This window comes from Tahibacter sp., assembly GCF_032229445.1.
Lineage (GTDB): Bacteria > Pseudomonadota > Gammaproteobacteria > Xanthomonadales > Rhodanobacteraceae > Tahibacter.
Map to the genome: position 1 here is coordinate 1 of NZ_JAVTWC010000006.1, position 11,287 is coordinate 11,287.

At 62.3% G+C, this 11,287-nt stretch carries 9 protein-coding genes, 1 tRNA gene and 1 pseudogene; 7 read left to right on the plus strand and 4 right to left on the minus strand.

Annotated features, from left to right (window positions below; genetic code table 11):
• Nucleotides 1–238 (minus strand): annotated as a pseudogene (locus RUU78_RS01190) (superoxide dismutase [Fe]); the annotation flags it as partial.
• A gap of 173 nt (nt 239–411) precedes the next feature.
• On the opposite strand from RUU78_RS01190, the gene grxD reads away from it, so the two are divergent.
• The 7 genes from grxD (at nt 412) to RUU78_RS01225 (ending at nt 9,372) form a co-directional block, all read left to right on the plus strand.
• A complete protein-coding gene (gene grxD, locus RUU78_RS01195; protein ID WP_313913035.1) occupies nt 412–729 on the plus strand; it encodes a Grx4 family monothiol glutaredoxin in 318 nt (105 codons plus the stop codon).
• Nucleotides 729–1,487, plus strand: a complete 759-nt coding sequence (locus RUU78_RS01200; RefSeq protein WP_313912854.1) for an SDR family NAD(P)-dependent oxidoreductase — start codon at nt 729–731, stop codon at nt 1,485–1,487. The genes grxD and RUU78_RS01200 overlap by 1 nt, the downstream gene beginning before the upstream one ends.
• Before the next feature lie 42 nt (nt 1,488–1,529).
• Nucleotides 1,530–2,129, plus strand: coding sequence for a YhgN family NAAT transporter (locus RUU78_RS01205; protein ID WP_313912857.1), 600 nt, complete (start codon nt 1,530–1,532; stop codon nt 2,127–2,129).
• 89 nt (nt 2,130–2,218) lie between these two features.
• Nucleotides 2,219–3,934, plus strand: coding sequence for a lysophospholipid acyltransferase family protein (locus RUU78_RS01210; RefSeq protein WP_313912858.1), 1,716 nt, complete (start codon nt 2,219–2,221; stop codon nt 3,932–3,934).
• A 337-nt stretch (nt 3,935–4,271) separates the two neighbouring features.
• Entirely contained in the window at nt 4,272–7,382 is a 3,111-nt protein-coding gene (locus tag RUU78_RS01215; RefSeq protein WP_313912860.1) for a TonB-dependent receptor, read from the plus strand.
• 439 nt (nt 7,383–7,821) lie between these two features.
• Nucleotides 7,822–9,216 carry a nucleotide 5'-monophosphate nucleosidase PpnN gene (gene ppnN, locus RUU78_RS01220; protein WP_313912862.1) on the plus strand — a complete coding sequence of 465 codons (1,395 nt, stop codon included), beginning with the start codon at nt 7,822–7,824 and terminating at the stop codon, nt 9,214–9,216.
• 80 nt (nt 9,217–9,296) lie between these two features.
• Nucleotides 9,297–9,372, plus strand: a tRNA-Asn gene (locus RUU78_RS01225).
• A 453-nt stretch (nt 9,373–9,825) separates the two neighbouring features.
• On the opposite strand, the gene RUU78_RS01230 is transcribed toward RUU78_RS01225, so the two are convergent.
• The 3 genes from RUU78_RS01230 to RUU78_RS01240 all read right to left on the minus strand — a co-directional run bounded on the left by RUU78_RS01230 (nt 9,826) and on the right by RUU78_RS01240 (nt 11,135).
• A complete protein-coding gene (locus tag RUU78_RS01230; protein WP_313912864.1) occupies nt 9,826–10,047 on the minus strand; it encodes a hypothetical protein in 222 nt (73 codons plus the stop codon).
• Nucleotides 10,048–10,150: 103 nt separating this feature from the next.
• Nucleotides 10,151–10,402 carry a hypothetical protein gene (locus RUU78_RS01235; RefSeq protein ID WP_313912866.1) on the minus strand — a complete coding sequence of 84 codons (252 nt, stop codon included), beginning with the start codon at nt 10,400–10,402 and terminating at the stop codon, nt 10,151–10,153.
• 184 nt (nt 10,403–10,586) lie between these two features.
• Nucleotides 10,587–11,135 carry a GspH/FimT family pseudopilin gene (locus tag RUU78_RS01240; protein ID WP_313912868.1) on the minus strand — a complete coding sequence of 183 codons (549 nt, stop codon included), beginning with the start codon at nt 11,133–11,135 and terminating at the stop codon, nt 10,587–10,589.
• Between the last annotated feature and the right edge of the window lie 152 nt (nt 11,136–11,287).

Consider the following 11,287-nt stretch of genomic DNA (forward strand, 5'->3'; position numbering starts at 1 on the left):
AGTTCCAGTAGAAGGTGTGGTTCCAGACCTGCGCGGCGTTGTTGAACATGCCGCCACTGGCCTTCTTGATGATCTCTTCCAGCGGGAGGTTCTCGAACTCGGTGCCCTTGATCTGGTTATTCAGATTGGTCACATAGGTCTGGTGATGCTTGCCATAGTGGAAGTCGATGGTTTCGGCCGAGATGATCGGCGCCAGCGCGTCTTTCGCGTAGGGCAGGGGGGGCAGTTCAATCGCCATGGGGCAGTTCCTTGCTGGTGGGCTGGGATTTTCGATTATAGGTAGGTGAGCGGCGCGTGTGCGTGATCGATTCAAGCAGCGTGGCGGTGCGAGGGGCACCGCACCGGCTCAGGGAGTGGCTGATACAATCCGCGGTCTCGGCACACCGCCTACTCCTGCCTCAAGGTATTCCCGTGGACGTACTCGAACGCATCAAGACCGCCGTCGAAGGCAGCCCCATCGTGTTGTTCATGAAAGGGACGCCGCAGTTTCCGATGTGCGGCTTCTCCAGCCGCACGGCGCAGGCGTTGAAAGCGGTCAACGCCGACTATGTTTCGGTCAACGTGCTCGAAGATCCCGAAATCCGTGCCAACTTGCCGCGCTACTCCAACTGGCCGACCTTCCCCCAACTGTTCATCAACGGCGAACTGATCGGCGGTTGCGACATCACCCTCGAGCTGTATGAATCCGGCGAGCTCGAGCGCATCGTCCGCGATACCCGGAAAGGCTGATGGCGACGCTGCCGGCGGGCTGGACGCCTGCTGCGGCCGGATTGAAAGGCCGCACCATTCTGATCGTCGGCGCGACCGGAGGTCTCGGTCGTGCCAGCGCGCTGGCGTGTGCCGAAGCCGGCGCCAGCATCGTTCTACTCGGGCGCAAGGTACCGGCTCTGGAAAAACTCTACGATGAAATCGAGGCGCTAGGCGCTGCGGCGCCGGCCATCTATCCGTTGAACCTCGAAGGCGCGACTCCGGCCGACTACGAGGATCTCGCGGCCACGCTGGAGCGTGAATGCGGTGGCCTGGACGGCATCGTTCACGCTGCGGCGCATTTTGCTGGCCTGCAGCCGCTGCGCGAATTCAAGCCCGAGGAGTGGATGCGTGTGCTGCAGGTCAATCTCAACGGCCCGTTCCTGATGACGCAGGCGTTACTGCCGCTTCTGCAGCAGTCGCCGGATGCGAGCATCGTTTTCATCGAGGACGATCCGGCGCGTGTACTTAAGTCGTTCTGGGGCGCCTACGGCGTGGCCAAGGCCGCGATGACCGGTCTGGCGGCGATCCTGCACGACGAGACCGAAAACTCGCGCGTGCGTGTCGCCAGCCTGCTGCCGCCGCCCATGCGTTCGGCCTTGCGACGCATGGCCTATTTCGGCGAGAACACGCTCGGGCGGCCGGAACCCGCGAACTTTGCCGCGGCGGTCGTCTATCTGCTGAGCAGCGAAGGGCTTGCCGTCCGCGGCCAGACGCTGGATCTGCGCAACATGCATTGACGGCGTCGCCCACGCCGCAGGGGAGTAGCGATGGATAGCCAGATGAGCACGGTGTCGGCAGGCATCCTGCTGTTCCTTATCATGGATCCGCTCGGGAACATCCCCGTGTTTCTGAGTCTGCTCAAGGGGGTCGCGCCCGAACGTCGCCGCCTGGTGCTGTTGCGCGAACTGCTGATCGCACTGCTGGTGCTGTTCGCTTTCCTCCTGGGGGGGCAATACATCCTCAAGTTGCTGCAGCTCAAACAGGAGTCGGTCAGCATCGCTGGTGGCATCATCCTGTTCCTGATCGGCGTAAAGATGGTGTTCCCACCGAAGGAAGGTGGCATCTTCGGTCATGCGGAAGGCGGCGAGCCCTTTATCGTGCCGATGGCGATTCCAGGCGTGGCGGGACCGTCGGCCATGGCGGCGCTACTGCTGCTGACCAACACTCAGCCCGGCAAGTTGCCGCAATGGGCGCTGGCGCTGTTCGCGGCCTGGTTGGCGACCGCGCTCATCCTGTGGTCGGCCACGTATCTGTATCGCCTGCTCGGCGAGAGCGTTCTGACCGCGATCGAGCGGCTCATGGGCATGATTCTCATTGCTCTTTCAGTGCAGATGCTGCTCGACGGCATTGCCAAGTATCTCCACGTGGTGCCGCTTTGAGGCGATCTGTGCAGACTGAATAGAGGCTCGATTCAAACGCCTGTAACATCCGCCGTCGAGCATCGCTCGAACCGTGACGGAGATGGGTCGTGATCAGCGTCGAACGCAGCCTGTACGAAAAATTTCCGCGGCTGGCAGAAGGCGCGGCGCGCCGGTTTTCCCAGCCCATGGTCAGCCTGCTGCGCAAGGTGGTCTGCGAGGAGCAGGTCAATGCCACCCTGGCGGCGTTGGAAGGGCATACCGGTTTCGAATTCATCGAACACGCGCTCGAGCGGTTCGAGTTGAGCTATAGCGTCGCCAACACCGATAGGGAAAACATCCCCGTCGACGGACCGGTCGTGATCGTGGCCAACCATCCGCTCGGGGCGCTCGACGCGCTCAGCCTGTTGCAGCTCGTCGGCAGCGTGCGGCGTGACGTGCGTATCCTGGCCAATGACGTACTGATGCATCTCACGCCGCTGCGTTCGCTATTGCTGCCGATCAATGTCTTCGGCGGCGACGACAGCGCGCCTGGCGGCATGCGCGAGGCCTATCGCGCGCTCGACGCCGGCCAGGCTCTGATCGTGTTTCCGTCCGGCGAAGTGTCCCGCATGCGCCCCAACGGAGTGCGCGACGGACGTTGGTCGCCGGGGTTCCTGCGCATGGCGCGCAAAACCCAGGCGCCCGTCCTGCCGGTGCACATCGGCGCACACAATTCGCCGCTGTTCTATGGTGTGTCCATGCTCGCCAAGCCTCTGTCGGCGCTGCTGCTCGCTCGTGAGATGTTCGGCGCGCGCAAGATGCGGATCAACTTCACGATGGGTCAGGCGATTCCGCCGCAGGCGCTGGAGCGCGAGGGCGCCAGGCCCGAGCAACTGGCCAAGGCCATGCGTCGCCACGTCTACCAATTGGCGAAGCGCCGACCGAACCAGTTCACGACCTCGACGGCGATCGCGCACCCGGAATCGCCCTTGGCCGTCCGCAAGGCCTTGAAGGAACGTTCTGAAGTGCTGGGCGCAACGACCGACGGCAAGCGCATCCTGCTGCTCGACGCGCAGCCCGATTGCCCGGTCATGCGCGAGATCGGCCGCCTGCGCGAGCTGGCTTTTCGTCGCGTCGGCGAAGGTACCGGCAACCGGCGCGATCTTGATCGCTTCGATGCGCACTACCGGCATATCGTGCTCTGGGACGAGGAAGCCCTTGCCGTCGTCGGCGCCTACCGTCTGGGCGAATCCCGTACGATTCTGCGCGAGCACGGTATGGACGGCCTGTATTCGGCTTCACTGTTCGATTACGCACCCGCGGCGGAAACGTTCCTGCAGGATGCGGTGGAACTAGGCCGCAGCTTCATCCAGCCGGCCTACTGGGGGTCTCGCAGCCTGGATTACCTGTGGCAGGGGATCGGCGCGTTTTTGCGCAAGCGCCCAGAGATACGTTATCTGTTCGGTCCGGTCAGCCTTTCAGCCAGCCTGCCACTGCCCGTGCGCGAGCTCATCGTGCACACGCATGGTCGGTTCTTCACTGATCCCGATCAGCTTGCCAAGGCCAAGAACCCGTTCCAGATCTCGCCGTCTATTGCGCGCGAAGCCGATGCAGCACTGGAAGGCAAGGACGCGAGGGAGGCGCTGTCGATGCTCAAGCAGCAACTCGCCGTATCGGACCAGTCCATACCGACGCTCTATCGCCAGTACGTCGACCTCTGCGAACCGGACGGCGTGCGTTTTCTCGCATTCGGCGTCGATCCGCAGTTTGGCGGCTGCGTGGATGGATTGATCCGCCTCGATCTGACGCGGCTCAAGGGTGCCAAACGCGCGCGGTACCTGTGAACGCGCTATCTCAGTAATTCGGATACGTCAAGCGAATAAGTGCGGGAGCCTTTGCCAATCTGTAATGTATTGCTGTTAAACTGCCGTTAATGGGGTCGTCGGCGTACGGATTCGCCGGGTCAGGCTCCTGGGGAAGTTGAATTCAAGGTCACCCGCGAACCGCGCACGACGATGGGATCATCGCCGCGCGGTTTCCGTTTGACCAACGACTGTAACAATTTGCACGCAACCCAAGGGTGAAACGATGAACAAGCGACTCCGTGTCAGAGTCCTCCCGCTGGTGCTCGCATCGCTCCTGGCTTCCTCGCCGGGCTTTGCTCAGAACACGTCAGCGGGTATGTCGGGCCGTATTACCGACAACTCCGGCAATCCGGTAGCAGGCGCGACCGTGGAAATCGTCCACGTTCCTTCCAACACGACGAAGACGGTCACGACCGATGCCGATGGCCGCTTCGTGGCGCGCGGCCTGCGTGTCGGCGGCCCGTTCGTGGTCGACGCCGAGAAGAGCGGCCTGAGCAAGGCTGAACGCGGCGATGTCTACCTGAAGCTGGCCGAAGATACGACGATCGACCTGACCCTCGGCGCGGATGCGGCGACGCTGGAAGCGGTCGAAGTCACGGCAACCACCATGTCGTCGACCTTCCTGGCCGACAACAAGGGGCTGTCCACCAACGTCACCAATCAGCAGATCCAGGCGTTCCCGTCGATTTCGCGCTCGATCCAGGACTATGTCCGCATTGATCCGCGCATCGTTCAGACGGACAAGGAGCGCGGCAAAATCTCCGCCGTCGGCCAGAACTCGCGCTACAACAACATCAAGATCGACGCGGTTTCGACCAATGACGAATTTGGCCTGGAATCGACCGGCCTGCCGTCGCAGACCGGCAGCCAGCCGATCTCGATCGATACGATTGAAGAGTTCAACATTTCCACCGCGAACTACGACGTGACCAATTCGCGCGCGGTCGGCGCGTCGATCAACGCCGTTACGAAGAGCGGTACGAATGAGTTCAAGGGATCGGTCTACTTCACCTACCGCGATCCGGACCTGGTCGGCGACAACGAGGCCGGCACCGCGTTCACGGGCTTTGGCAAGCAGACCAACAAGGGCTTCACCCTTGGCGGACCGATCCTCAAGGACACGCTGTTCTTCTTCATCAACTACGAAGAATTCGAACGTACCAACGTGGCGCCGGACGTCGGCGTGCGTGGTTCGGGCGCGACCAACGAAGCCGGCATCACCCAGGGCCAGATCGACGACATCGTGCGCATCGCCCGCGAGCGCTACGGATTCGACGCCGGTTCGTTGAGCCCGTCGGGCGACCTGACCGACAAGAAGTACCTTGCCAAGTTCGACTGGAACATCAACGACTATCACCGCGCGAGCTTCCGCTACAACAAGACGGAATCCTCGGTGCCGGTGCTGGAGCGCCTGACCGGCGGACAGGTGTCGCTGTCGTCGTGGTGGTACGACAAGACCTACGACTTCGAAAACTATGCGCTGAACATCTATAACGACTGGAGCGAGAATTTCTCCTCCGAAGCGTCGTTCTCGTACAGCAAGTACACCAACGAATCGCTGCGTACGTCCAACCTGCCGGCCATGGCCATCGCGGTCGCTGGCCTCAACGGCGCGCCGAACACCACGGTGTTCATCGGTTCCGAGCGCTCCCGCCAGGCCAATGCCCTCGACGTCAAGACCGTCAGCGCGTTCTGGGCCGGCGATTGGTTCATCGGCGACCATGACATCAAGTTCGGCCTGGACTACAAGAAGAACGACACGTTCAACCTGTTCCTGCAGGACTTCTACGGCAATTACGCGTTTGCGAGCATTGCCGACTTCCAGACTGGCCGCTATTCGCCGCTGCCGTCGGGCTTCACCGGCGGCCTCCTGCCGTCACAGGTCGGTTATCAGCTCAACGCGCCGATTGGTGGCGACGCGAACAACGCCGCAGCCGACTGGGCACTGCAGCAGTGGGGCTTCTTTGCGCAGGACACCTGGCAGGTCACCAACAACCTGTCCTGGCAGTTCGGCGTGCGCCTCGACCGCTTCGTGACCGATGACTTCCCGCTGTACAACGCAGGTGTCGAGCCGGTCTTCAACTATCGCAACGACGCTACGGTCAACGGCCTCGAAGTGTGGCAGCCGCGCACGAGCTTCAACTACACGTTCGACACCTCCCGTCCGACGCAGTTGCGTGGGGGCGTCGGCCTGTTCCAGGGCGGCAGCCCTGGCGTGTGGCTGTCGAACTCCTACAGCAACAACGGCCTGCTGTTCTCGACCTTCCGCGCCAATTCGGGTACGGATTTCTCGGCCGATCCGTTCAACCAGCCGCGTCCGGCCGGTTCGCCGGTACTGCAGACGATCTCGCTGATGACGCCGAACTTTCACGCGCCGTCGGTGTGGAAGAGCTCGCTCGCGCTTGATCACGAACTGCCGTGGATGGGCCTGATCGCGTCCGCCGAGTATCTGTACCTCGACGTGCGTGACGGCGTGCAGTTCAATCACCTCAACCTTGGTCCGTCGACCGGCATGCTCCCGGATGGTCGTGACGCGTTCTGGCAGAATCCGACAACCGGAAACGGCCGCAATCGTGCGCGTAACAATGGTCAGTTTGCCGACGTCCTGTTGCTGCGCAATACGCATGACGGCAAGGCCAGCAACCTGACCCTGTCGCTGGAAAAGCCGTTCTCCAACGGCTGGGCCGGCAAGATCGGCTATTCCTACGGCAACTCGACCGACACCAATGTCGGTTCGTCGTCCGTCGCGCTGTCGAACTGGAACTCGCTGGCGGTCTACAACGCCAATGAAGACGTGGCCTCGACGGCTGCCTCGGAAATCCAGCAGCGTTTCAGCACGGTGCTGAGCTGGCGTCACGCGTTCTTCGGCGACTACAACACCACTGTGTCGGGCTTCTACGAAGCGCGTTCGGGCCGTCCGTACAGCTACACCTTCTCCAACGACGCCAACGGCGACGGCAACGCGGGGAACGACCTGTTCTACGTGCCGGTCGACGCGAACGACGTGATCTTCGCCGACCAGGCCCAGGCAACGGCGTTCTGGAACTACGTGCAGAGCAACGAGTTCCTCAACAGCCATCGCGGACAGGTCATCAGCCGTAACAGCGCGCGCAGCAAGTGGATCAACCAGGTCGACCTGCGCTTCTCGCAGGAAGTCCCGGGCTTCTTCAAGGGCAACAAGGGTGAACTCTGGATCGACATCCTGAACTTCACCAACCTGCTCAACAAGAAGTGGGGCCACATCGAGGAAGCGCCGTTCAACTCCAATGGTGGCCAGCGCCTCGGCGTCGCGGAGTTCGGCGGCATCGACCCGGCGACCGGCAAGTACATCTACCGCTACCCACGTGCGGCGCAGGACTACGTGACCAAGGACAACATCGGCGAATCCCGCTGGGCGGTCCAGGTCGGTCTGCGCTACTCGTTCTAAGCGATGCTTCGACGCGGCGCCGTCGTATCGGTGCTGCGCAAAAACCAAACCTCCGGCAGCGATGCCGGAGGTTTTGTTTTGTGCGAAATTCGCCGGCTCGGGGACTCGGCGAGCGCGGCATGATTGTGTAATGTATAGTTATATTTTTTGTAGCTAAGAATATTTTCGGCAATTCATCCGCGCGGTGCCTCGCCTTCGGAATTCCCGCCTGCGAAGGATGGGGTCTAAATGGAGGTCTGGCTGGGTGCAGTTGACGCGCGGTTAAGCTTGCGGAATGCTGGGGAGACGCATAGAGAGCCCTCCGGGGCGCGGGACACGGAGTCCCGCAATCTTTCAGAGGCCAACGCCCGGCAGGGCTCCGATCTGCCGACGGCGGGCTCGCTGCTGATCCCCGCGGCCGCCGCGAAGGCGTGGTGGCCGCCCGACACGATGGAAGTCCATGAGCCCAGACAGCAAGACCCAGAACCGCCCGACCACCGTGTCGGCCCGCATTTCCCCGGCCGCCGGCCTGGATGTGCTTTCTCGCAACGAAGTAACCCGCTTGCGCGATGCATCCCACGGCGGCGTGCGCGCTCTGCTGCGTCGCTGCGCCCTGGCCGTACTGACTCAGGGTGTCGAGACCGACGACGCGCGAGCCTTGCTCGACCGCTATCCGGATTTCGACATCCAGGTGCTTCAGCAGGATCGCGGCATCAAGATCGAGCTGAGCCATGCGCCGGCCCAGGCCTTCGTCGACGGCCGCATCATCCGCGGCGTCAACGAACTGCTGTTCGCCGTAATACGTGACATTGTATACGTCGCGACTCAGATGGAAGCGGGCGGCTTCGATCTGAACGATTCCACCGGCATTACCCATGCCGTGTTCGAGATCCTGCGCAACGCCCGGGTTCTACGCCCGCACAACGATCCCAATCTCGTCGTCTGCTGGGGCGGCCATTCGATTGCGCGGCACGAGTACGAATACACCAAGCAGGTTGGCTACCAGCTCGGCCTGCGCGGCCTGGATATCGTTACGGGCTGCGGTCCGGGTGCGATGAAGGGGCCAATGAAGGGCGCGATCATCGGCCACGGCAAGCAGCGGCGGAAGAACAATCGCTATATCGGCATCACCGAACCCGGCATCATCGCGGCCGAGTCGCCGAACCCGTCGGTCAATCACCTCATCATCATGCCCGACATCGAGAAGCGCCTCGAAGCGTTCGTTCGCGTCGGTCACGGCATCATCGTGTTCCCGGGCGGCGTCGGCACGGCCGAGGAAATTCTCTACATGCTCGGCATCCTGTTGCATCCGGACAACGCCGGTATTCCGTTCCCGCTGATCTTCACCGGGCCGCGCGAATCGGCTGCCTATTTCGAGCAGATCGACAAATTCCTGCGCCTGACCCTGGGCGAAGACGTCGCCAAGCGCTACCACGTCATCGTCGACGATCCGGCAGAAGTGGCCAAGCTCATGGTCAAAGGCATCGACAAGGTGCGCGACTACCGCCTGGACACCAAGGACGCGTTCTTCTTCAACTGGGCGTTGCGCATCCCGCACGAGTTGCAGGTGCCTTTCAAGCCGACGCACGAGAACATGGCCGGCCTCAAACTCGATCGTGATCAGCCGTCATATCGACTCGCTGCTGACCTGCGTCGCGCATTTTCCGGCATCGTCGCCGGCAACGTGAAGGAAGAGGGCATCCGCGCGATCGAACAGTTCGGCCTGTTCGAAATCCACGGCGAGGCGGAAATCATGCGTGCGCTGGACGCGTTGCTGCAGAGTTTCGTTGCTCAGCACCGCATGAAGCTTCCGGGCGGCAGCGCATACAAACCGTGCTATCGGGTCGTTGTGTAGGCGCCATTGCTGTTGCGCATAAGCGCGAAAAGGGCTTGACGGGGCACCGGCGTATCGGCAAAATCCCGCGCCTTACATATTCCCCGATAGCTCAGTCGGTAGAGCAAGTGACTGTTAATCACTGGGTCGGCGGTTCGAGTCCGTCTCGGGGAGCCAGATGTAGAAAAAGGCCTGCAGAAATGCAGGCCTTTTGTTTTTCGTGATCGCGACAGTCGTTGTTTTCGCGATGCGATCGCTCGTCGCGGATCTCTGGTGTCGTGCTCTGGCGCGCGCGACACTGCGTCGCAATGCAGGACTCGGTCTACACGATGGAAACGCCGCGCGCGAACCGGCGATTCGACGGTCGATGACCGTAGATCATTCGAGGCCGGCGGGAAAAGCCCGTACGTCCGGGTATCGGCGACTGAAGACAGGTTCGCGCGTTACTGGTGGCTGCGTCGCATCGCAGGTGTTTTGCGTTCGTGCTCACGCGGGGCGGGCGCGGGACGCGACTGTTGCGCTAGGCATGCCTGGCAGCCGAAACATCCGAGCGTTCTTCCGCGAACAAGCGGACACCAGCCAACGAACGGTTTTCGCGATTCTGAGCATATAAGGATGGCCGAGCTGGGCTCAGCGCTCGTAGTCGAGGCTGGCCTGATGCTGCGAGATGTAAGCGGACAAACCCGCACCATCGCGCGCACGCTTCTTCATCTCAGCAAGATGGCGTGCGCCAACGCTGGCGCGCGTGTAGCGATAGGTGCCGCCATCGACGAAGCGCACGATGATGGCGTCATCATGGATGGCATAGGCAGAAACGCCCGAGTTGCCGGATAGGTTGCGGTAGTTCTGCATCTGCGTGGATACACTGTCTGCGCCGTTGTCCGCATTCCATTGCGCCGATGGCTTGCAACGGCGCCGACAGTGTATTGCTCCGCAATCGATTGCGCCGTGAAGCTCAAGCAGCGCTCAGCAGGCGCGCGCGCTCCTCGCGAATCAGCGTCTCGTTGAGGCGGATGAATTCGCGCAACAGCTCATCCTGGGGATTGCTGGCCAGTTCCGCGCGGGCGCAGCGTACATAAGACTCCAGGCGCTGGATGGTGCGGATGTCGGCCAGGGTCTGGCGGGCTGCGGCTTGCATGGGCGGGTCCTCTGGCGGTGGAAAAGCCTTGGCGCGCTGCAGCGCGCCGGCCATTGGCTCTATCGTCATGGGCTCTTCATCCGGTCCGTATTGCGGGCTTCCTTGTGCCCATGAGCCCACATCCTCGGAGCGACGCCAGAATGCCGGCTTCCATCTGTCTGCGAATCAGGAAATTGCCGCGTTCATGTCTAGGAAATTTCCGAGAGTGCACGGGCCGCCCGCTTTTCAAAGGCTGTCACGCCGTTTGGCGGACTCAGCCAGTGGCGCAGACCAATGCGGCCTGTGCCGGCGTGGCGCCACCCGTACGGGCGCGGCCGGCGTTGCTGAGTACGATGGTCCTGGCCTTTTCGGCGCCGCGCCGGTCGCAGAACGTCACCGTGACGTTGCTGCCTTCGCTGCTGCCGTCCGGCCGGTAGAGGATGCGCTGGCGCCCGCTGCTGCTGCCGATACGTACCTCGCTGCTCGGCGGCGTGGTCATCAGCAGCGGTTCGTAGGCGTCATGCTGGCCGTCCTGATCCGTGTCCTCGAACAGGATCCAGCCGTTGTGCCAGAACAGCGTTGCTTCGCAGCGTTCGCCGGCCGAGGGGCACGCGACGACCGTGCGGCCACGTTCGACGGCGCTGATACGCGCCTCGGCGAGTACGCTCATCCAATGATTGAGGCTGGCGCGCAGTTGTATGCCGGCACGCAGGTCGGTGAACAGCGGCAGGCTCGCGGTGAGTGCGACAGCGGCCACGGTAAGGGCCATGACAAGTTCGACGAGGCTGAGGCCGCGTTGCGGTGACGGAACTGAGCAGTGCATGAGATGTCGTCCGGTGCAAAGGAGGCGACAGGCTAGGCAGCCGTGGAAGTCGGCGGCAGCGGCAAAAGCCGCGGCGGAAGCTAAGAAAAATCCGAATCGGAACCTTTCGAGTCAGGACAGGCTTGATCGCTACCCCTACTGGCCCCCACCTA

What these genes read in the sequence shown, in the direction of transcription:
- RUU78_RS01200 (WP_313912854.1), top strand. Translation starts at nt 729, where the DNA reads ATGGCGACGCTGCCGGCGGGCTGGACGCCTGCTGCGGCCGGATTGAAA.
- RUU78_RS01205 (WP_313912857.1), top strand. Translation starts at nt 1,530, where the DNA reads ATGAGCACGGTGTCGGCAGGCATCCTGCTGTTCCTTATCATGGATCCG.
- RUU78_RS01215 (WP_313912860.1), top strand. Translation starts at nt 4,272, where the DNA reads ATGTCGGGCCGTATTACCGACAACTCCGGCAATCCGGTAGCAGGCGCG.
- ppnN (WP_313912862.1), top strand. Translation starts at nt 7,822, where the DNA reads ATGAGCCCAGACAGCAAGACCCAGAACCGCCCGACCACCGTGTCGGCC.
- RUU78_RS01230 (WP_313912864.1), bottom strand. Translation starts at nt 10,047, where the DNA reads ATGCAGAACTACCGCAACCTATCCGGCAACTCGGGCGTTTCTGCCTAT.
- RUU78_RS01235 (WP_313912866.1), bottom strand. Translation starts at nt 10,402, where the DNA reads ATGACGATAGAGCCAATGGCCGGCGCGCTGCAGCGCGCCAAGGCTTTT.
- RUU78_RS01240 (WP_313912868.1), bottom strand. Translation starts at nt 11,135, where the DNA reads ATGCACTGCTCAGTTCCGTCACCGCAACGCGGCCTCAGCCTCGTCGAA.